We start from the raw sequence: 20,844 nt of genomic DNA, 5'->3' as shown, positions 1-20,844 counted from the left end.
CTATATTTTCAATATTTCTCCTTAATTGATTTACATCATATAAAAGTAACAAATTATTTCCTAATGTGAGGTATTACAGTTTCATTCTATTTTTTATTTTCATCAGGATAATGTTTTCCGCAAAGGTAATGTCGATGAATAACTATAAAAGACCTATCGCCGGCTCACTGAGCCGCCGCGAATTTATTCAAACATCTGCCGCAGTGACAGGGGCTGCGGCAATTGCCGGTTCAATCACTCTCCCTTTCTCCGTACAAGCTGCGCCAGAACAGACGGCGTCAACAAACAAAGAAACTATTAAATACAGTGCTTGTCTGGTCAACTGTGGGAGCCGCTGCCCGCTAAAAGTACATGTCAAAAATGGTGAAATTATTAAAATTGCTAATGAGGCAATTTATGATGATTCCACATTTGGCGAGCACCAAATTCGACCATGCTTACGTGGCCGTTCGGTAAGGTGGAAAACATATAATCCTGACCGGGTAAAATATCCCCTGTTACGAGTGGGTAAACGCGGTGAAGGTAAATTCAAACGAATCAGTTGGGATGAGGCCACGACTATTGTCGCTGACAATCTCAAAAAAACCATTGAGAAATATGGCAACGAAGCTATTTATTATCAATACGGATCAGGTTCTACCGGTGCCAATTTACAAGGCCGTAATGCCTGTAAAAGAATGCTAAGTTTACTCGGTGGTTTTTTGGACCAACACGGCACTTACTCCACAGCGCAAATTAATACCGTAATGCCTTATATTTATGGCAATGCCGATGAAACACTACTGGATGAAATTAAAAACTCAGATTTAGTGGTTATGTTCGGCCATAATTTGGCGGAAACACGCATGTCAGGTGGCGGGCAGTATATAGAAGCTGTTCATGCACTGAGTAAGAGTAAAGCTAAAGTTATTATTATCGATCCACGGATGACCGACAGTGTTACCACCCTCAATGCCGAATGGATCCCTATATACCCGGGTACCGATGCTGCACTGGTCGCTGCATTGGGCTATGTATTAATTAAAGAAAACATGGCGGATGAGAATTTCCTGAAGGAATATTGTGTAGGTTGGGATGCCGGCACATTACCTGTTTCGGCCCCGGCAAATAGCTCATATAAAGATTATATTTTAGGGCATGGTATCGATGGCGTAGAGAAAACGCCGGAATGGGCCAGCGAAATAACCGGTATTGCGCCAACCCGAATTATCCAACTCGCCCGCGAGTTAGGTAATGCCCGTGCAGCCTGGATTTCCCAAGGTTGGGGTATTCAACGCAGTGCCAATGGTGAACAATCTGCCCGCGCTATTATGATGTTACCGTTAATGACTGGAAATATCGGACGAGCAGGAACTAATACCGGCGCATGGGGCGGGAATGTCAAATATCCTGTTCCGGGATTCAGTATTCCCAATCCAGTCAAAACCGCCATTCCCTGTTTTATGTGGACTGATGCTATTTTCCGTGGCACTGAGATGACGGCTAAAAATGCCCATGTTAAGAATAAAGATAAACTTGATACCAATATTAAGTTTATGTGGAATTACGCCAGTAATGTGATAGGAAATCAGCATTCTGATCTGAATAAAACTCATCGTATTTTGCAAGATGAATCAATGTGTGAGTTTATTTTAGTGTGGGAAAACCACATGACCAGTTCTGCTAAGTATGCGGATTTATTATTACCGGATGTCACTTCCGTTGAATCAAATGATTTGATTGATAACTCTTATGCCAGTGGGGCCTACCACTACGTAACACGACTGCAAAACGCCATTGAACCGATGTGGGAATGTCGCCCGTCTTATGATGTTCTGGCCGAAATTGCCACCAAATGCGGTATTGGTGAAGCTTTTACCGAAGGCCATTCCCAGCAAGAATGGATTGAAATCAGTTATAACAAAATGCGTGAGAAAAACCCGGCATTACCCCCTTTTGAGCAAACCAACGACAAAGGTATTATTGACCGCATCTATGCTGACAGCAGCCAATATATCGCGTTGAAAGACTTTCGTGATGACCCACAGAATCACCCGTTAAAAACACCCTCGGGCAAAATCGAAATCTACTCTGAAGCCCTTGCCACGCTGGGAAAAGAGTGGCAATTGACACCCGGTGACCGCATCACCGCCGTCGCCGAATATTGCCCGACTTTTGAAGGTGTTAGTGATGTCGAAACCCTGAGAACTTACCCGCTACAAATGACGGGTTTCCATGTCAAAGGCCATTGCCACTCCTCTTATTACAACGTGGCAATGTTGCGCGAAGCTGTACCACACCAATTCTGGATGAACCCGATTGATGCCAACGCCCGCGGGCTTCAGCAAGACGAAATGGTTGAAATTTTCAACGATCGGGGCCGGATCCGTATGGCCGTCAAAATTACCGAGCGGGTATTACCCGGCGTTATCACTGTACCGCAAGGCGCATGGCGCAACCTCAATAAGGAGGGCATTGATATCGGCGGATGTATCAATACCTTAACAACATTGCGCCCTTCACCATTAGCGAAAGGTAACCCGCAACACACCAACCTCGTTGAAGTTAAACGCGCATAAGGAGTTGAAAAATGAAGCAATATGGTTTTTTTGTCGACTCCACCAAATGCACTGGGTGTAAGACCTGTCAGATAAGCTGCAAGGATGAGAAGAACTTGGATCTCGGGCCGAAACTGCGCCGGGTATACGAGTATGGCGGTGGTAATTGGACGCAACAGGGCAATGTGTGGGTACAAAATGTTTTTAATTATTATCTGTCCATCGCCTGCAATCACTGCTCATCGCCCACTTGTGTTACCGGCTGCCCAACTGGCGCGATGCACAAAAGGGAAGAAGATGGTTTGGTGGTCGTAAACCAGGACTTATGTGTAGGTTGTCGTTATTGTGAGATGCGCTGCCCATATGGTGCGCCGCAATTTGATGCCAAGAAGAAATTGATGACCAAGTGTGATGGTTGCTATCAACGTGTTGCCGAAGGGCACAAGCCAGTCTGTGTCGAATCTTGCCCACAACGTGCATTAGATTTCGATGAAATCACGGTATTACGGGATAAATACGGTGAAGAAAATGCTATTGCCCCCTTGCCGCATGCTCATCTCACGCACCCGAATCTGGTTATCAGAGGCCATCGTGATGCCAGACCATCCGGTGACACATCAGGCCGCATCCAAAATCCGGCGGAGGTCTAAAATGCACGAATTACCCTTAGTCTTTTTCACCGTACTGGGGCAAACCTCCGTCGGGTTGTTTGCTTTGGTGTTGTTAAGTCATAAACTCGGAATGACTAGCGCCCAACAACTCAAGCAGGCCAATATTGTCGGCCTGATTCTGATGTTAGTCGGCTTAACCATTGGTGCCCTGCATGTTGGGCAACCGCTGCGCGCAATGAATATGTTACTCGGCGTCGGCCGCTCCCCCATGAGCAATGAAATATTGCTCAGCAGTCTGTTTGTGGCGATGGTGTGTGGCACTGTCTTTTTCTCCACTATTGTGAAAAACACGGTGCTGGCAACATTGTGCAATATGGCAACGGTCATTTTCGGATTAGCCTTTGCCTGGTCAATAACTCAAGTTTATCAACTCACTACAGTACCTCACTGGGATACATCGTACACCTCATTACAACTGTGGATGACCGTCTTGGTTGGCGGCGGGGCTTTTGCCATCCTAACTGGCGCGCGTCAGCTTGGGGCTATAGCCTTATTAGTCGGCGCTATCGTGACGTTGGTGAACAAACCGGGCTACTTAAGTTTCCTTGGGCAAAGCTCTATGGAGCTCAGTAGCCAACAGACCGTGTTTTGGGGAGTGCAAATTCTGCTGCTGACTTTGGGTATTTTCGTCGCCGCAGCCGCATTGTTAAAAGATAGGATTCCCCGGGCCACACTGGCAGTCAGCGCATCAGCGCTGGTTATAGGTGAATTGGCCGGGCGCATTGCTTTCTATAACCTCTGGCAAGTCCCGATGTGATTTAACTCATTGATAATTAAAATAATGAATTAGCCGTCTTCATCGCGGCTAATCAAGATTAAAATTACCGGGCCAGAAGAGAAAATATGTTGACGCGATTAGACACTACCTTGCCACGCATTCTCGGCGCGTGTTTTTACTATCCACCGCAGTCCGATACAGTACAGCGCCTCTGGCCATTACTGCCACAAATGACAGAGTTTTTCCCGTGGCCCAATCCGACAAAAATTGCCCATTATTGCCAACAGATGCCCAATATCCTTCCAGAACAATTGGAATATGACTTCTCCGTGCTGTTTGAGGGGCAAGGTGAAATGCCCGCACCGCCCTGGGGCTCGGTTTATCTGGATAGAGAAAACATCTTGATGGGGAAGAGCACGCTGAAATATCGTGAATTTCTCCTCACATTAGGGTTGGCGAGCCAGAGTGCCATTCATGAGCCGGAGGACCAGTTCGGTTTAATGCTTTTGGCTTGGGTTCATTTAATTGAGCGCCCACATTTATCCCAACAACAGTTATCCCAACGACTTATATCTCAACAAGCTATATCTCAGCAACACCCCAACGACGCGGCAATAACACTGCTCACCGAGCACTTACTGCCGTGGGCCTACCGCTATCTTGAGCAGGTCAAAAATGCACAGCTTGAGTATCCGATTTATCCACTACTGGCCGGGATTGCCGAGTGTTACCTGAAAACGCTGCAAACAGAATTGGGTTTATTCCCGCGACCCTATGAGCTGTATCGGTAATAAAGAAAAATCGATGAACAGAGACGAACGCTACTACAAAGCCTATATGGAGAGCCGGGTTATCAGCCGCCGAGGGATATTTCGTGGCTTATTAAAAGGTGCAACTGGCGACGCCCCCTCGACATTACCCGCCACTGGCCCTCACCCGGTGATAAAACACCCCTGCCAAAACACCTATATTTATTGTGATAGCTGTGCCGATTACTGTGAAAAGCAAGCACTGCTCTGGCAACCCGGCCAGCCACCCACATTAATTAATGAACAGTGTAATGGTTGCGGTGAATGTGTGTTGAGATGCCCAGCAATGGCCTTGGAGATGTGCGAATAAGCAGGAGTATTGGCGATTCAATCAGGGTCTGTTGGTGAAATCAACCCATACCCTCTGTCATTCCAGAGGGTATGCGCACTCAAAAAAACTTAGTGACCATCTTTACCATATTGCGGGGAACGCGGGCCGTACAAAATGCCGTTTGGTGTCCCAGCAGAGAGCATTCTGGTGCTGGTAATGCCCGCTATATCATGACTTTTATCCATCATGGTATTGGCAATCTGGGAGACTGCCGCCTGAACCAGAATACCAATGATGCTGCCGGAGGAGTTATCGCCCTCATTACTGGATGCCGTCGCGCTACCACTCCAGAGCAATTTACCGGTTTTTAAATCAACCAGTTTTGCATTCGCAGTGACACGGGTATCGCTGCTCACTATCTGATATGAGGTACCATATTGGACAACGGTGATATACAGCGCAGCATCAGCACCAAAGATTTTGTGAAGTTTAGCTGGGCTGACAGCACTGATATCAGCGGCATTGGTCATGCCATTTTGTTTAAAAGTCTCTTCAACAACGGCCACGGGTAACACGTAGTAGCCCGCTTCAGCCAAAGGATAAGTGACCTGAGATAACATGCCATGACTGGCTTCAACTTCAGGTGACTGGTTTTGTGGTAACAGCACCAAAATACTTTTTGGTTTGCTTTGTTTAAACGCAGAATAATCCTGGCTGACGGGCTTGGCGCAACCCGTTAATAACAGCGCTATCACGACAGCGCACATTGCAAAAATAGGTTTCATTTAAATGCCCCTTTGTCCTTGCTCATCAAGAAATCCATAAACGGAGCAGACTCAGGGAATGCCGATTTCTCCGTATTAAATTCAGTCATTGCTAAATCTGTATGCCCGGTATTGCCATACAACATACCCAGATGGGCATGTAGGCCCGGAGGCACGGGTAAACCTTTAGCACGAGACTTTTCAATACTCTCTTTTAAGTCTGTAATTTGCTGTTCAGGGCTGGCATCAGATTTATAATATTCATAAACCGTAGATTGGTAATTATCCCAGTGGTAAATCGGTTTCGGTGCCGTGGCACAACCAGCTAATACAGCTGAGGCCAATAGCAGAGACATCTTGTGTGTCAATTTCATATTACTGTATCCATACTTGTTATTAAGATTTATTTCGCAGGTTGCCATGCACCTGATTCAATACCAGTAACTAAATTATTAACCGCTTCACGGATAGCTAAATCCAAGACCTTACCGTTCAAGGTTGAGTCGTAACTTGCTGTTCCGCCAAAACCAATGACTTCGCGGTTAGACAATTCATATTCGCCAGCGCCCTGTGAAGAAAACACCACTTCGGAGGTATTCACATTGACGATATTCAGATTAACTTTGGCATAAGCAACCTGAGATTTACCCCGGCCTAAAATGCCAAATAGCTGGCGGTCACCCGTTTCTTTGCGGCCAAACTCAGTCACATCGCCAGTGACAACATAAGTTGCCCCTTTCAACTGCTGGCTTTTCCCAGAAATAGCAGCTTCATTCTTCAACTCTTCCATGTTGGTGCGCTCTAATACATTAAAGCGGCCAGTTTGTTGTAAGTGAGTCACCAGAATGGTTTTTGACTGATTCCCTAAACGATCCACGCCATCAGAGAAGATTCCGCTCATATAGCTTGAGCGATTATCAAACTTACCGACAGAAATAGGGCTGCGGGGGCCATTATATTGTGTTCCATAAGAGGCAACCTTAGCCACTTCTAACGAACGTGAGGACTCGGTTGCACAACCACTTAATAAAGTCATGGTTATTAAGGTCGTGGCCAAAACTATTTTCTTCATCATAAATTCTATATTCTCAATAAAAGATCAAACGCCATAATTGGAAGAGATAAATAGTGTAAATTTAACTTAAGTTAATATTATAACTATTTGAAAAACAATAAAATAATAACCAATAGTGACTATTGATGGATATAGGTATAATTATTATTGATTTAACCATTTTTGCGGAGGAATTGTATCAGAAACGAAATATTTTTAAAAATATTTAAATAAACAAAAACTAGAAAATTTACTTTAATACCTAAAAACAAACTTTATTTAAGACGTGTTTATTTTATTGCTCGCCGCTCCCATTTTACCGTTCTTATATGTGTATAAATCGTTATAGATATTGTTATATATTCGTTGCAACAGCAGCCAGGGTGAAATAATGGCTTTAGACTCGATAATGACACTCTGCCCATAGTGCAAAATATTCCTGATATGAGTGAATGCACTAAATAGGTAACCTCAGCTTGCTGATGCCAGTACAATGCTCCTATCTTGAGTACCTTGTTTCCCACAGGAGTCACACCGTGCACCATTACCCAGCCAGCTATACCTATGATGAAACCAGCGGCGAATACCATATCCATTATCGCGACTTCCCGGAATCAGGTTCAGTGACTTACTCTGTCAACGACGTAGAGTTAGAAGCGCAAGATGGCATTAAGAATGGCATCGCTGCCCAGATGGAAGAGCAGCTTCCTGTCCCTGCCCCGTCAGCATTGCAAGCGGGTGATATTGCTATTCACGTCCCAATTCTGGTGCGCCTGAAAGCAGAGTTACACAATGCCATGCTGACAACCAAAACACGCAAAGCTGATATGGCGCGCAAGCTAGGTCTGAATGCAGCGCAGATGGATCGTCTGCTCGATGTGTATTACGCGTCCAAGGTTGAAGCTCTAGAACAAGCCCTTTATTTACTGGGCTTTGAGGCCGATGTGGCGGTAAGAAAAATCGGAGAATAGCGCTAGCACAACCGTTATCGCCTAAATTTAAGTCAAGAGAGTAACAAATTGTTATTAGGCGATAATTTAAAAAAACGTTAATAACTTCACACTTCAATACATTGACTAGCATTTGGTAGTGTTTCTGTACGAAACTGTGATCTAATGCATAAAATTACAGTATTGAAAACCGCTCACTATTGGGATTACATTAGCGCCATCAACTCGCAGACAGTGGCTGAGTGACTCAGGCTGGCGAGGTAACTCCAAGGGGGAGTTGTTCAATGAAATATTTCTTTATGGGTATCTCAATTATGTTGGTGGTTTGGGTTGGCACCTTCATGATGATGGTCGAATAACATTCGGCCGGCCCTCCACTACCTGACATTGTATAAAGGGCCGCATTGCGCCCTTTATCATTTCTAGTCGCGATATCATTTACCCGGCATCATTCTGCGCAGAGTATCATCACGGCGAATATAGTGATGGTAAAGTGCGGCCAATGCATGTGCCCCAATCACGAAATACCCTAAATTAGCAATTAATTCATGCGTTTGTTTTAGATAAACCCGCGCATCATCATTGGGTGTCACCCACTGAGGAACTTGCCAACCCAGGAAAAACCAGGTTTTTCCACCATAGGCTTGTGCCAAAACGCCCAATATCGGCAATGATAAAAACATCAGATATAGACACCCATGTACGATATTTGCGCCTAATAGCTGCCAGTCAGGGAGTTTTGGTGTGATTGCCGGTGTCACATTTTTGTGGCGCAACCAGAGCCGCACTAACATGAGCAGCCAGACGGAAATACCAAAATTGAAATGCAGATTTTTCATCAATGTTCGATCTTCATCCGGCACCGAGTCACTGAGTAGCATTGCCGCATAGGTCAAAATAATCATTAGCAACGTAAGCCAATGCAAGGTGATTTGAGATAATGAATAGCGATTTCTCATAGCGGCACACTCCACTGAAATAACGTAATGAGTCATGAGTATGGTGTAAAACAGATGAAGAAAACATTAAGGACACGTTGATAACATATTGAAGAGTGACTTTTTATTCTGGCCGAAGCCCTAAGTTTCCGGCCAGAATAAGTTTGCGTAACATTAAAAATTGCTAACGGATTAAACCGTTTCTCCTGAGGTAGATTTGCCCGGTTTCAGCAAACCATCAGCCCGGAACATACTTTTGATTCCACGCACAGCCTGGCGAATCCTATCCTGATTCTCAATCAGAGCGAAACGAACATGGGTATCACCATAATCTCCGAATCCTATCCCCGGCGAGACACAAACTTTTGCATCAGATAACAAGCGCTTGGCAAACTCTAATGACCCTAAATGGGCGTAAGGTTCCGGAATTTTAGCCCAAACATACATGGAGGCTTTCGGATTTTCGACCATCCAGCCTGCCTCATGTAGCCCGCGAACCAAGGCGTTACGACGCTGGCGGTATTGTTCAGCAATATCACGGACACACTGCTGATCCCCCTCCAGCGCAGCAATGGCTGCGACCTGCAATGGCGTAAAAGTCCCGTAGTCGTGGTAGCTCTTAATCCGCGCCAATGCATTAACCAACTCGGGGTTACCCACCATAAAACCAATACGCCAGCCCGCCATATTGTAACTTTTAGATAAGGTAAAGAATTCGACCGCGATATCTTTCGCCCCTGGCACCTGCATGATTGAGGGGGCTTTCCAGCCATCATAAACAATATCGGCATAGGCCAAATCATGCACCACCAGCACGTCATATTGCTTCGCCAGCGCCACTACGCGTTCAAAAAAGTCCAGCTCTACACATTGCGCCGTTGGATTAGACGGGAAACCAAGAATCATCATTTTTGGTTTAGGGATGGTCTCACGAATAGCGCGTTCCAGTTCACCAAAGAAATCAATACCTTCGGTCAATGGCACAGAACGAACTTGCGCGCCGGCAATCACCGCACCATAAATATGAATGGGATAACTGGGATTGGGCACCAGCACGGTATCACCGTGATCTAATGTTGCCAGCATCAAATGCGCCAGCCCCTCTTTCGAGCCAATGGTCACAATTGCTTCACTTTCAGGGTCAATATCGACCTGATAGCGATCGGCATACCAGCGAGAAATAGCCCTACGCAGGCGCGGAATTCCTCGGGAAGTAGAATAGCCGTGAGTGTCTTCACGTTGTGCGACACTGCACATTTTCTCAACAATATGCGGTGGCGTCGGGCCATCCGGATTCCCCATGCTGAAATCAATAATGTCCTCACCACGGCGGCGAGCGGCCATTTTTAGCTCAGCAGTAATATTGAAGACATAAGGGGGAAGACGATCAATTCGTGTAAAACGGCGTTTGGATGGAGATTCAGCCATAAATTCCTCGAGGATACGTTAGCGCCCGGACCGTCCGAGCGACGCTGACCATCAAATGGTCTAACATGGAACATATCCTAGCGCTTCATAGCTGTCGATAGGCTGATAACAAATTTCTAACTCATCGGAGTTCAATGCGATGACTCAAATTCAGCGGCCAACAGCCCCAATACCCAGTCATCACACCACTGCCCATCAAGCTGAAAATTATCGCGCAACGTGCCTTCCAACTGAAAACCGCAGCGCTCCAGAACTTGCCGTGAAGCATGGTTTCCCACAGTGACGGTGGCTTTCATTTTATGAAATTGGCATTGCTGGAAACCAAATGCTAAAACCGCCATCAGCGATTCTTTAGCAAAACCTTTACCATGATAAGACGGCAACATGACATAGCCCACTTCAGCTTGCTGTAGCGGCAACCACTCGGCCAGAAAACCGGTGATCCCCATGGCCAGCCCGCTTTCTTTTTCGCGAACCACCAAGCATAGCCAGTGGTTGGCGGTCTTCTCCCACGGCATTAAACGCGATTCAAAACGCGCACTAATTTCAGCCATTTCCATCGGATCTGCAATATAGCGCTGAACCCCAGGGTCTTGATGTAGCTGTAAAAATAGCGGCCAATCCTGTTCATTAAGGCTATCTAACATCAGCCGTGGTGTTCTCAATGAAATTGACGGGCGGCCAAAAATGGGGATCACAGGCACTATTTTTCCTTTAATTTTAATAGGTTGAGAATTTAAAAATGAAAGAAAATTAAAGAGGAAATTTAACCAAAACCTCATCCCTTTATTCTTCTCCATTTTACTTAAATAATGTTTACTTCAAGATAACAAAAAACAAACAAATGGTCAGCAAAGTGCAAACCATTACAGCGACTTCGTAGAGGCGAGGCCCAAAGACAGGCCGAGTAGCAAGCTCAACCAACACACATGCCGCTTGAAATATGACGGATATATTGGAGAATCAATATTATGGCTTCCTTACAAATAGACGATATTCCCGCAGCAATCAAAACGGTGAAGCAACAATTACGTCAAGCACTGCCTCATTATCAGCAGGTCTTCCAAGCCGTGGAAGAGAATATCCGCCAGCAAGTCACCGAAATCCGCCGTAGCCTGGCTCAAGGCGAAAATCCGGTTCCTCGTATTTATGCTGATGATATTATCAATGGGAAAGTGACTGAAGAACAAAAAGCGCAAATAAAACAACGAGGTTGCTGTGCAATCTTGGGGGTGTTCCCGACGGAGAAAGCCGCAGCATGGAATCGTGACATCGGCGATTATCTGGCGCGAAATAATTTTGTCGAACGTCTGAAGAATGCCGCCGAAGACAACTATTTCGGTGCTCTGGCAGCCAGCAAACCTCAAATTTACGGCATTTACTGGTCCACACCCCAGGTTGAAGCTCGTCAAGACGCGCGCATGAATGCGGTACAGATATTCTTAAATAATCTGTGGCAAACTGAGAGTAATGGCAAGCAACATTTTGATGCTAATCGGGTAGTAACCTATGCCGACCGCACACGGCGTCGCCCGCCGAAATCCTCATCTTTAGGTTTGTCACCACACGTGGATGGTGGCTCCATTGAGCGCTGGTTGGATGAGAATTTCCGCCATGTTTATCGCCATGTATTCTCCGGTGAATGGCAGCAATATGACCCCTTCGCGGCGGAAGGTCGCCCGCAAGTGCGAGAGTTCCCGTCACCTGCCGTGTGCTCAATGTTCCGAACTTTCCAAGGGTGGACAGCGCTGACCCCACAACGCACCCATGCCGGGACGTTGAATGTGATCCCGATTGCCAATGCTATGGCCTACATTCTGCTGCGCGCTTTGCAAGACGATGTTGCTGATGATGACTTGTGCGGTGCCGCACCGGGCCGCGCATTATCCGCCAGCGAACAGTGGCATCCTCTTTTAATGGAAGCTATTTCCCCAATTCCGGATTTGGAAGCTGGCGACACCGTATTCTGGCACTGTGATGTAATTCATTCAGTGGAAAATGAGCATAATGGCGAGTTTGACAGCAATGTTATGTATATTGCCGCCGCCCCATGGTGTGAAAAGAATGCCGCTTACTTGCCGCGTCAATTAGCCAGTTTTATTGATGGCCGCTCGCCACCAGACTTTGCTGCTGATGATTTCGAAGTTGATTTCACGGGGAGAGCCACAGCCGATAATTTGACAACCATCGGCAAGTTGCAATTGGGAATGACCGAATAGCCTTATTCAATCTGACAGCCTGCTGAGGAATATCTCCTCGGCAGGATCTGACTTGTTTAGCTCAACAGCACGGATAAAGTAGCAGTCACTCCCCGTTTTCCTTATAGTTAGCCGCTTATTCGCCTCATGATCTGATAGATTCGGACTGACGATCCCAGGTTGTTGCCAAGAGAAAATAGCGTGCACCAGATATTTGAAATGCTACTGGCGGTGTTTGATCGTGCCGCACTGATGTTAATTTGCTTGTTCTTCCTGACCCGCACCCATCTATTTCGCCAGTTACTGCAAAAAGAAAAACACACGCCGCTAGAATTAGCCGCCGTTACCGCAATCTTCTCATTGTTTGCTATTTTCGGTACTTATTCCGGTATCAATGTCGAAGGTTCGCTGGTTAATGTGCGCGTCATTGCCGTCATGTCTGGTGGCATTCTATTTGGCCCATGGGTTGGGATTATTACCGGGCTTATCGCGGGTTCTCATCGCTACTTAATTGATATTGATGGCATTACCTCAGTCCCCTGCTTAATTACCAGCATTATCGCTGGTTTGATGTCGGGCTATATCAACCTGCAAGTCAAAAAAGAGCGGCAATGGAGTGTCGGCATTCTGGCCGGTATGATTTGCGAATCTCTGACTATGCTTTTGGTGGTTATTTGGGCCAAACCGACCGCACTAGGTATCGATATTGTATCTAAAATCGCGATCCCGATGATTTTAGGGGCTGTGTGTATCGGGTTGATCGTGCTGCTGGTGCAGAGTGTTGAGGATGAAAAAGAGGTTATTGCCGCCCGACAAGCAAAACTGGCGCTGGATATCGCCAATAAAACCTTACCTTATTTTCGTCATATTAACGGCGAATCATTACGCAGCGTATGCGAAATTATTCGCCATGATATCAAGGCTGATGCTGTCGCCATCACCGATACACAACATATTTTGGCTTATGTCGGTGTCGGCGTGGAAACCTATAATATTGGTCATGAGATAATCAGTGATATCACCAAAGAAAGTATTCAACGCGGTAAAATTACTATCCGTAATAATGATGAAGTTCACCGTACCCCGCAGATTCATTCCCTTATCATTATCCCCTTATGGGAAAAAGGTGAAGTCACTGGTTCGCTTAAAATCTATTATTGCCACGCGCATAAAATCACATATTCACTCAAAGTGATGGCGGTGGGTTTATCGCAAATTATTTCGACCCAAATTGAGGTTTCCCGTATTGAACAACTGCGTGAGATGGCCAATAAAGCGGAAATGCGCGCACTACAAAGTAAAATTAACCCACACTTCTTATTTAATGCGTTAAATGCAATTTCCTCATCAATTCGCATTAATCCAGATACTGCGCGGCAATTAATCATCAACTTATCTCGCTATCTGCGCTATAACCTTGAACTGAATGATGAGCAAATTGATATTCGCAAAGAACTGCATCAGATTCAGGATTATATTGCCATTGAGCAGGCGCGGTTCGGCAGCAAGTTAACCGTCATTTATGATATTGATGATGATATTGCACTAAAAATCCCCAGTCTGCTGATTCAGCCACTGGTGGAGAATGCCATCGTGCATGGTATTCAGCCCTGTCGAGGGAAAGGTGTGGTGGTGATTGCCGTTAAAGACTGCGGCAGTCAGATAAAAATTTCGGTGAAAGACACCGGTAATGGAATTAACCAGGAAACTATTGAGCGCGTGGCTAATAACGAAATGCCGGGTAACAAAATAGGTTTACTGAATGTCCATCATCGGGTGAAATTACTCTATGGGGAAGGTTTACAGATACGTCGTATGGAACCGGGCACCGAGATTTCTTTTTATATCAGTAAAAATGGCAGCAAGATCCATGTGGAACCCAGTATTACAGCCGGAGCTTAACCTGTGAAAGCAATTATTGTCGAAGATGAGTTTCTGGCTCAGGAAGAATTAAGCTACCTAATCCGCCAGCACAGTAATATAACTATCGAAGCAACCTTTGAAGATGGGCTGGATGTGCTTAAATATCTGCAAAACCATCAAGTTGATGCCATTTTCCTCGATATTAATATTCCGTCATTAGATGGCGTTTTACTGGCACAAAATATCAGCAAATTTGCTCATAAACCTTACATTATCTTTATTACTGCTTATAAAGAGCATGCGGTAGAGGCCTTTGAAATTGAAGCTTTTGACTATATTTTAAAGCCTTACCACGAATCACGTATTGTCACCATGTTGCAAAAGCTGGAAGCCCTGCATAAACGTAATCGCCAAAATAAAGAACAAACTAACAGCCCCAGCCATCGATCTGCGGCTCATACCATCAATCTGATGAAAGATGAGCGCATCATCGTCACAGATATCAATGATATTTATTATGCTGCGGCGCAGGAAAAGGTCACGCTGGTTTACACGCGACGTGAAGAGTTCATCATGCCGATGAATATCACTGAGTTTTGTAGTCGCCTGCCTGAAGAGTACTTTTTCCGCTGCCACCGCTCTTATTGTGTGAATTTAGCCAAAATCCGTGAAATCGTGCCCTGGTTTAACAACACTTATATCCTGCGACTCAGTGATTTGGACTTTGAAGTCCCTGTGAGCCGCAGCAAGATAAAAGAATTTAGGCAACTGATGCGCCTTTAAATGCATTTCATTCCTGCCCAAGTGCAACTCATTCCTCTTTCGATCTATAGCGATTAGCCCGCCCGTATACTGGTTTCATTCGGCGGGCTGATAACACCTCTATACAAGATTTTCGGTGCTCCATCAGCGCGTAATTTTTAGGCTCCGACGTTATTGCTCGGTCAGCAATAGCCACATTCGGGCCATATGCATTGCTGTTTAAGGAGTCCGGCATGAGCAGTAAACCGGTAAATCGTTGGCTAATTGTTGTTGGTACCATCATTGTCCAGATGGGTTTAGGCACTATCTATACATGGAGCTTATTTAATCAGCCGCTAGGAGAAAAATTCAGTTGGTCACTGGGGGCTGTTGCCACCACTTTCTCTATCACTAGTTTTTCTCTGGCTATCGCCACTTTGTTTGCTGGCCGTCTGCAAGAGCGCATTGGTATCCGTAAACTGACGCTGATTTCCGGTATTATTCTCGGCTTGGGCTTAATAGCCAGCTCCTTTGCCACCTCACTCGGGATGATTTATCTGCTAGCGGGTATTGTGGTGGGTTTTGCCGATGGCACCGCTTACATCACTACTTTGTCGAATCTGATTAAATGGTTTCCAGAGCGCAAAGGATTGATTTCTGGGGTTTCTGTCGGAGCATTTGGCACCGGTAGCCTGTTGTTCAAATACGTGAATGCCAGTTTGATTGCTAACCAAGGCGTCTCGCTGGCTTTCTTCTATTGGGGCATTATCGTGATGGTATTAGTCGGGGCCGGATCTTTCCTGTTGCGGGAGAAAATTGTCGCACCGCAAGCCGCCACCAACCTGCAATCTCCACCTGCGAATCGTGATTTCAGTGTCAAAGAGATGCTGGCGGTCAAAGAGTCTTACTTCCTGTTTATTATCTTCTTCACCGCCTGTATGAGTGGCTTATATCTGATTGGTATTGTGAAAGATTTGGGGGTGCAACTGGCGGGGATGGATTTAGCTACCGCAGCTAATACCGTGTCAGCCATCGCCATTTTCAACACCGCCGGCCGTATCATTTTGGGAGCACTATCGGATAAAGTTGGCCGCCTACGGGTTATCAGCTTTACCTTGCTGGTGACGACCTTAGCGGTATCGGTGCTGAGTTTTGTCCCACTGACGCACGCCCTGTTCTTCTTGTGTGTCGGTGCAATTGCTTTTTGTTTCGGCGGCAACATCACCGTGTTCCCGGCCATTGTTGGCGACTTCTTCGGCCTGAAAAATCACAGCAAAAACTACGGGATTATCTATCAAGGGTTTGGTTTGGGCGCACTGGCGGGGTCATTTATTGCGGCGCGACTAGGCGGATACCACGCGACCTTTATTGTTATCGCGGTGCTGTCCGTGCTTTCACTGCTGTTAACCCTAATAATCAAGCCGCCAAAAGGTGCCACTGCCGAAGTCGAAAACACAGCAACCGCCCCATCAAGGGTGGCGGCCAGCAGCCATGCATAATAGTTAATTTTGTCTAACCATAAAAAAAGCAGAGCCGTGGCTCTGCTTTTTTGTTTTACGGGCCTCAAGGATGCAAGGTATGCCCTAACTTCTGACGTAGATAAGCCCCCGCGCCCAGCAAACCGGGCTGCTGATGAGTAATCATGTAGACCGGAATGTCCTGTAAGAAATCTTTGAAGCGGCCTTTATCTTCAAAAGCACCGCGAAAACCAGATGCTCTAAAGAATTCCATAAAGCGGGGCACGATACCGCCGGCGATATATACACCACCAAAAGTGCTGAGATTCAAGGCCAGATTGCCACCAAAGCGCCCCATAATCACACAAAACAGTGATAATGCGCGGCGACAATCTGTGCAACTGTCTGCCAAAGCTCGCTCAGTCACATCTTTCGGGGCCAAGTTCTCAGGCAGTCGCCCATCAGAAATCACAATGGCCCGATATAAATTAAGCAGCCCCGGCCCAGAAAGCACTCGCTCAGCGGATACGTGGCCCAGTTCCTGACGTAATACTGCCAGAATCCGGTCTTCTTCTTCACTATTGGGGGCAAAATCCACATGCCCGCCCTCACCCGGCAAGCTTATCCAACGGCTATCCACATTGACTAAATGCGCCACACCCAAGCCAGTTCCTGCACCATAGACCGCAATCGGCTTACCTGGCTGCGGCGATGTGCCGCCAAATTGCAGTACATCTTGCGCGGACAACATCGGGATAGCCATTGATACAGCCGTGAAATCATTAATGATTTCTAAGTACTGCAACCCCAGATTCTGCTGCATTGCGGCAATAGAAAATGCCCATGTATGATTAGTCATGGCGACCCAATCACCCGTAATCGGACAAGCAATCGCAATACAGGCGTGCTCTACAGTAACCTTATGCTCTGATAAATATTGCTTAATGACAGCTTCCAGACTGTCGTAATCCAACCCTGAATATGTTTTTGCTTGTGATATTTCGCCCGTCGCCACAGCGCAAAGCGCCAAACGGGCATTAGTGCCGCCAACGTCACCCACCAGGGCATAGCTTGTCATCAGAAACTTCTCCGTTACAGGGATTCTTAACTTCAACTATGCTCACTGTAAAATCAGGTTAGGGAAACAACAATCTCAATGCTGGAAACCGTTTCGCTTTGGGATAAAGATCACATAAAAACGTTTCAGCAGCGGAATATTGCCGCTGCTGTTGGATAAAAACTGCGGGGAATATGCCCAATAATCAATTTGAGCCACGGCCTTTATTTACTGCTGGCGTCAATATTTCTGACTGACGTGAGCGGATAATTCGCGCCCGTAAACTGTCATAGGCCCAGTTATAAAACATGGTGTAAGGCAAGAAGAACAAGAAGAAACCAATCTCCAACATAAATGCCTGTAGCAGTGATATCCCCAATGCAAAGGCCGCAATCGGCAAACCAATCAGGATAAATCCACCTTCAAAACCTAACGCGTGGAATGCCCGCACACGTAGAGTCTTGGCCACCCGGCTCACTGGCCAGAAGTAGTCGAATAGACTGTTGTAAATAATATTCCACAGCATCGCCACTGAAGAGAGAAGAACGGACAATGCTCCCATTTGCAATAAGGAGCGATCGAGTAACCATGCCCCGACTGGCGCGCAAATTGCGACGGCAATCACTTCAAAACCAATAGCATGGATAACGCGCTCAAATAAAGATTTGCGATGAACTTGCATAAAAACCCACTTAATTAATCAATAACAGATTGTCGAAGGTGATTATCATCGTTTTTTAAGATAGATTAAAAATAGAACCCATCGATAAAATAGATATTTTATGCATTATTCTCCCGAAGCCCTGATAGCATTTGTCGAAGCCGCAGCACTTGGTTCTTTCTCCGCTGCGGCCCGTAAGCTGCGCAAAAGCCAGTCGACCATCAGCACAGCTATTGCCAATCTGGAAGCAGATTTGGGTTTGACATTATTTGACCGCCAAGCTCGGCTGCCCGTGTTAACTGACCATGGACGCCGCGCACTTTCTCATGTGCAGGAAATTCTGGCCGCCAGTGAACGGCTGGATAATCTATCAATCCGTTTGGCGGGCCAAGTTGAAACCCGGCTGACTTTTGTATTGTCTGATACCTATCAACCCACCCATCATGAAAGTCTGCTGCGCCGCTTTGAGCAGCGCTATCCTGATATCGAATTTGAGTGTTTGATTGCCGAAGATGACGATGTCATAGATTTGCTGCAACTGCGGCGGGCGCATATTGGGGTAGTGGAAGTTCAGCATCACTACCCGCCGGATATTGCTGCAAGCCGGTTATCTGCTCAAACTGAAATGGCGATATTTGTCAGATCTGACCATCCCCTGACACAATTGCCACACGTCCATCAGGAACAATTAGCAACAACCCGACAACTTCGCCTGAATACCTATAACCGTACCGAGCGCAATCAGTCACAAGGGCTGATGTGGTCAGCGCCCAGCTATTTGATGTTGCTGGAAATGGCGGAGCAAGGCTTCGGTTGGGCTATTCTGCCGCGTTGGCTGGTTGAGCAATATAGCCGAGAAAAACTGGTGTCTTTAGTGGTCGTTGGTTGGCCAAAAATGATCTCAATTGATGCTGTTTGGTCGAAGAAAAACCCACCGGGGCCGGCGGGTTATTGGCTGTTGGATCAGTTGACCGGTAATATAAATAGCAATCAGTGAGGTCAGATTGCGGCATTACGGGCCTGAAGAGATTTGGCGACATTGACCAATAATTCAGGGGCATCCATTGGTGGCAAGACCACCTCGATAAATGCCAACTGTTGGCAATTGCCCATTTGTAGCAATACCTGTTGCAGTTCATCTACCCGCGTGACACGACGTGTAAAGGTTTGTTTACCCAAAGCCAATGCCTGCGGTAAGTGCGTCCAATCCCACTGAGCAATATCGTTATAACGTTGATGTGGCCCATGAATAGCCCGCTCAACAGTATATCCTTGATTATTCAGTAAAAATATAATAGGAGTTAATCCGTCGCGTAACATCGACCCCAACTCTTGGACTGTCAATTGAGCTGCTCCGTCGCCGACCAGTAATATCACTCGCCGCTGAGGTTGCGCTACCTGCGCGCCATAAGCCGCCGGCAAACTAAAACCAATTGATCCCCATAATGATTGAGCGACAAACGTGCATCCGGCCGGTAAATTCAAACCTGCAGCACCAAAACAGGAAGTCCCTTGATCCGTAACCACGATATCACCGGGCAATAAAAACTGCTGGATGTGATGCCAAAATGCCTGTTGGCTAAGCAAACTATGTTGCACAACTTCCCTGATGGGATGAGTGATAACTGGCTGTTGCCATTCATTTTGTAAAACCTTACACAATTCATGTAATGCCTGTACCGCGACTACCATCGGGATTTGGTTGAAAACCTTGCGCCCGATACGCACTTGTTCCGGCTGGATATCAATACAATTATCTTGATTAATATGCTGGCTAAATCCGGCAGTAATGGTATCGATAAATTGCACCCCAACCATCACTAAAACATCAGCTTCTTCAATATATTCTTTGACTTTGATATCACTGGCCGCACCGGCATAAGTCCCAAGAAACAAAGGATGAGACTCATCCAACAGCCCTTTGCCCATCAGCAATGTTGAATGCGGCAGATTCACTTCTGTCAGCCAGTTATTGAGCGATTGGCGGGCACCAAATCGGTCGGCCAAAAAATCGGCTAATAGCGCCACGCGGTGTGCTGACTGCAATTTTTCACGGGCATCATCAATAAACGCCTGCAAAGAGGATGGGGATAAAATTGGTTGGGAGAGCGCTAAAATTCCCGAGTGCGTTACCACATCGGCTTCTGCAATATTGCTGGGGAGTTGGAGATAAACCGGGCGTCGCTGATATAGCGCAGCCACCAGCAAGCGGTCAATTTCAGCTACTGCATTTTCAGCCGTTAAACTGGTTTGTGCGCAGCTAATTTCTTTCGCCATGTGAGCAAAATGTCCAAAATCTCCATCACCTAATGAGTGGTGGATCAACTGACCAGCCTTTTGCGAAGATAATGCCGGAGTACCTACAATATGAATGACGGGAAGATATTCAGCATAACTGCCAGCAATACCATTGATAGCACTTAATTCGCCAACACCAACAGTGGTGAGCAATGCCGCAGCGGGCATGACTCGGGCATAGCCATCCGCGGCATAAGCGGCATTAAGCTCATTAGCACATCCCATCCATTGAATGACGGGGTGGCTAATGACATGGTCTAAAAAGTGAAGATTAAAATCACCCGGAACGCCGAAGAGATGTCGGATACCCACTTGTGCCAGTCGATCTAATAAATAATCAGCTACCTTATAGTTACTCTCCATCACGACACCACCTCAATGCTTATTATTGTCAAATAAGTATTAAGTAAATCATCAATAAATCTAATG

At 46.2% G+C, this 20,844-nt stretch carries 21 protein-coding genes; 12 read left to right on the top strand and 9 right to left on the bottom strand.

Features of this window, described 5'->3' with window-relative positions; all coding sequences use genetic code 11:
- Positions 1–134 precede the first annotated feature (134 nt).
- The 5 genes from F0T03_RS06855 (at position 135) to F0T03_RS06835 (ending at position 5,045) form a co-directional block, all read left to right on the top strand.
- Positions 135–2,558 (top strand): DmsA/YnfE/YnfF family dimethyl sulfoxide reductase, encoded by a 2,424-nt coding sequence (locus F0T03_RS06855; protein WP_159677540.1) that lies wholly within the window; start codon positions 135–137, stop codon positions 2,556–2,558.
- A gap of 11 nt (positions 2,559–2,569) precedes the next feature.
- Positions 2,570–3,187: a DMSO/selenate family reductase complex B subunit gene (locus F0T03_RS06850; protein WP_145556565.1), complete on the top strand. Its 618-nt coding sequence runs from the start codon at positions 2,570–2,572 to the stop codon at positions 3,185–3,187.
- Position 3,188: 1 nt separating this feature from the next.
- Positions 3,189–3,965, top strand: coding sequence for a dimethyl sulfoxide reductase anchor subunit family protein (locus F0T03_RS06845; protein WP_159677539.1), 777 nt, complete (start codon positions 3,189–3,191; stop codon positions 3,963–3,965).
- An 86-nt stretch (positions 3,966–4,051) separates the two neighbouring features.
- Positions 4,052–4,717 (top strand): TorD/DmsD family molecular chaperone, encoded by a 666-nt coding sequence (locus F0T03_RS06840; protein WP_159677538.1) that lies wholly within the window; start codon positions 4,052–4,054, stop codon positions 4,715–4,717.
- 13 nt (positions 4,718–4,730) lie between these two features.
- Positions 4,731–5,045: a 4Fe-4S binding protein gene (locus F0T03_RS06835; protein WP_159677537.1), complete on the top strand. Its 315-nt coding sequence runs from the start codon at positions 4,731–4,733 to the stop codon at positions 5,043–5,045.
- An 89-nt stretch (positions 5,046–5,134) separates the two neighbouring features.
- On the opposite strand, the gene F0T03_RS06830 is transcribed toward F0T03_RS06835, so the two are convergent.
- Genes F0T03_RS06830 through F0T03_RS06820 form a run of 3 tightly spaced genes read right to left on the bottom strand, consistent with a single transcriptional unit; the run spans position 5,135 to position 6,845 of the window.
- The gene (locus F0T03_RS06830) at positions 5,135–5,791 is read right to left on the bottom strand and encodes a DUF799 domain-containing protein (protein WP_145556561.1); all 657 of its coding nucleotides are present in this window, start codon (positions 5,789–5,791) and stop codon (positions 5,135–5,137) included.
- A complete protein-coding gene (locus F0T03_RS06825; RefSeq protein WP_145556560.1) occupies positions 5,788–6,144 on the bottom strand; it encodes a DUF4810 domain-containing protein in 357 nt (118 codons plus the stop codon). Before F0T03_RS06825 ends, F0T03_RS06830 begins: the two co-directional genes overlap by 4 nt.
- 29 nt (positions 6,145–6,173) lie before the next feature.
- Complete coding sequence (locus F0T03_RS06820) at positions 6,174–6,845, bottom strand: CsgG/HfaB family protein (RefSeq protein ID WP_145556559.1); 672 nt, start codon at positions 6,843–6,845, stop codon at positions 6,174–6,176.
- 515 nt (positions 6,846–7,360) lie between these two features.
- On the opposite strand from F0T03_RS06820, the gene F0T03_RS06815 reads away from it, so the two are divergent.
- Together F0T03_RS06815 and ypdK are read left to right on the top strand one after the other, a co-directional pair.
- Positions 7,361–7,795, top strand: a complete 435-nt coding sequence (locus F0T03_RS06815) for a type II toxin-antitoxin system HicB family antitoxin (protein WP_145554930.1) — start codon at positions 7,361–7,363, stop codon at positions 7,793–7,795.
- Between the two features lie 263 nt (positions 7,796–8,058).
- On the top strand, positions 8,059–8,133 hold the full coding sequence (gene ypdK, locus F0T03_RS06810) for a membrane protein YpdK (protein WP_098057507.1): 75 nt from the start codon (positions 8,059–8,061) through the stop codon (positions 8,131–8,133).
- Positions 8,134–8,208: 75 nt separating this feature from the next.
- On the opposite strand, the gene F0T03_RS06805 is transcribed toward ypdK, so the two are convergent.
- The 3 genes from F0T03_RS06805 to F0T03_RS06795 form a co-directional block, all read right to left on the bottom strand.
- Complete coding sequence (locus F0T03_RS06805; protein WP_159677536.1) at positions 8,209–8,733, bottom strand: cytochrome b; 525 nt, start codon at positions 8,731–8,733, stop codon at positions 8,209–8,211.
- Positions 8,734–8,904: 171 nt separating this feature from the next.
- Entirely contained in the window at positions 8,905–10,140 is a 1,236-nt protein-coding gene (gene alaC, locus F0T03_RS06800) for an alanine transaminase (protein ID WP_145554932.1), read from the bottom strand.
- 131 nt (positions 10,141–10,271) lie between these two features.
- Entirely contained in the window at positions 10,272–10,787 is a 516-nt protein-coding gene (locus F0T03_RS06795) for a GNAT family N-acetyltransferase (RefSeq protein ID WP_162527019.1), read from the bottom strand.
- A gap of 324 nt (positions 10,788–11,111) precedes the next feature.
- Between F0T03_RS06795 and F0T03_RS06790 the strand changes: the two genes are divergently transcribed.
- From F0T03_RS06790 to F0T03_RS06775, 4 genes are all read left to right on the top strand, one after another.
- On the top strand, positions 11,112–12,359 hold the full coding sequence (locus F0T03_RS06790; RefSeq protein WP_159677534.1) for a DUF1479 domain-containing protein: 1,248 nt from the start codon (positions 11,112–11,114) through the stop codon (positions 12,357–12,359).
- 180 nt (positions 12,360–12,539) lie between these two features.
- Entirely contained in the window at positions 12,540–14,240 is a 1,701-nt protein-coding gene (locus F0T03_RS06785; RefSeq protein ID WP_145554935.1) for a sensor histidine kinase, read from the top strand.
- Between the two features lie 3 nt (positions 14,241–14,243).
- Entirely contained in the window at positions 14,244–14,984 is a 741-nt protein-coding gene (locus tag F0T03_RS06780) for a LytR/AlgR family response regulator transcription factor (RefSeq protein WP_145554936.1), read from the top strand.
- Positions 14,985–15,196: 212 nt separating this feature from the next.
- Positions 15,197–16,441, top strand: a complete 1,245-nt coding sequence (locus F0T03_RS06775) for an L-lactate MFS transporter (protein ID WP_159677533.1) — start codon at positions 15,197–15,199, stop codon at positions 16,439–16,441.
- A 64-nt stretch (positions 16,442–16,505) separates the two neighbouring features.
- On the opposite strand, the gene glk is transcribed toward F0T03_RS06775, so the two are convergent.
- Entirely contained in the window at positions 16,506–17,477 is a 972-nt protein-coding gene (glk, locus tag F0T03_RS06770; protein ID WP_159677532.1) for a glucokinase, read from the bottom strand.
- Between the two features lie 184 nt (positions 17,478–17,661).
- Positions 17,662–18,138: a multidrug/biocide efflux PACE transporter gene (locus tag F0T03_RS06765; RefSeq protein WP_145554939.1), complete on the bottom strand. Its 477-nt coding sequence runs from the start codon at positions 18,136–18,138 to the stop codon at positions 17,662–17,664.
- 100 nt (positions 18,139–18,238) lie between these two features.
- Here F0T03_RS06765 and F0T03_RS06760 point away from each other — a divergent pair, with 100 nt between their 5' ends.
- Entirely contained in the window at positions 18,239–19,114 is an 876-nt protein-coding gene (locus F0T03_RS06760) for a LysR family transcriptional regulator (RefSeq protein ID WP_145554940.1), read from the top strand.
- 2 nt (positions 19,115–19,116) lie between these two features.
- Here the strand turns inward: F0T03_RS06760 and F0T03_RS06755 are convergent, their stop codons facing one another.
- On the bottom strand, positions 19,117–20,778 hold the full coding sequence (locus F0T03_RS06755) for an alpha-keto acid decarboxylase family protein (protein WP_162526897.1): 1,662 nt from the start codon (positions 20,776–20,778) through the stop codon (positions 19,117–19,119).
- Positions 20,779–20,844: the final 66 nt, after the last annotated feature.

Origin of the sequence: Yersinia canariae (assembly GCF_009831415.1) — a bacterium.
Classification (GTDB): domain Bacteria; phylum Pseudomonadota; class Gammaproteobacteria; order Enterobacterales; family Enterobacteriaceae; genus Yersinia; species Yersinia canariae.
This window is presented reverse-complemented; position numbering and strand designations above follow the sequence as displayed.

Bases quoted from the DNA above. Each gene is read 5' to 3' on its own strand.
- F0T03_RS06855 (WP_159677540.1), top strand. From the start codon at position 135: ATGAATAACTATAAAAGACCTATCGCCGGCTCACTGAGCCGCCGCGAA.
- F0T03_RS06850 (WP_145556565.1), top strand. From the start codon at position 2,570: ATGAAGCAATATGGTTTTTTTGTCGACTCCACCAAATGCACTGGGTGT.
- F0T03_RS06845 (WP_159677539.1), top strand. From the start codon at position 3,189: ATGCACGAATTACCCTTAGTCTTTTTCACCGTACTGGGGCAAACCTCC.
- F0T03_RS06840 (WP_159677538.1), top strand. From the start codon at position 4,052: ATGTTGACGCGATTAGACACTACCTTGCCACGCATTCTCGGCGCGTGT.
- F0T03_RS06835 (WP_159677537.1), top strand. From the start codon at position 4,731: ATGAACAGAGACGAACGCTACTACAAAGCCTATATGGAGAGCCGGGTT.
- F0T03_RS06830 (WP_145556561.1), bottom strand. From the start codon at position 5,791: ATGAAACCTATTTTTGCAATGTGCGCTGTCGTGATAGCGCTGTTATTA.
- F0T03_RS06825 (WP_145556560.1), bottom strand. From the start codon at position 6,144: ATGAAATTGACACACAAGATGTCTCTGCTATTGGCCTCAGCTGTATTA.
- F0T03_RS06820 (WP_145556559.1), bottom strand. From the start codon at position 6,845: ATGATGAAGAAAATAGTTTTGGCCACGACCTTAATAACCATGACTTTA.
- F0T03_RS06805 (WP_159677536.1), bottom strand. From the start codon at position 8,733: ATGAGAAATCGCTATTCATTATCTCAAATCACCTTGCATTGGCTTACG.
- alaC (WP_145554932.1), bottom strand. From the start codon at position 10,140: ATGGCTGAATCTCCATCCAAACGCCGTTTTACACGAATTGATCGTCTT.
- F0T03_RS06795 (WP_162527019.1), bottom strand. From the start codon at position 10,787: ATGTTAGATAGCCTTAATGAACAGGATTGGCCGCTATTTTTACAGCTA.
- F0T03_RS06790 (WP_159677534.1), top strand. From the start codon at position 11,112: ATGGCTTCCTTACAAATAGACGATATTCCCGCAGCAATCAAAACGGTG.
- F0T03_RS06775 (WP_159677533.1), top strand. From the start codon at position 15,197: ATGAGCAGTAAACCGGTAAATCGTTGGCTAATTGTTGTTGGTACCATC.
- glk (WP_159677532.1), bottom strand. From the start codon at position 17,477: ATGACAAGCTATGCCCTGGTGGGTGACGTTGGCGGCACTAATGCCCGT.
- F0T03_RS06765 (WP_145554939.1), bottom strand. From the start codon at position 18,138: ATGCAAGTTCATCGCAAATCTTTATTTGAGCGCGTTATCCATGCTATT.
- F0T03_RS06760 (WP_145554940.1), top strand. From the start codon at position 18,239: ATGCATTATTCTCCCGAAGCCCTGATAGCATTTGTCGAAGCCGCAGCA.
- F0T03_RS06755 (WP_162526897.1), bottom strand. From the start codon at position 20,778: ATGGAGAGTAACTATAAGGTAGCTGATTATTTATTAGATCGACTGGCA.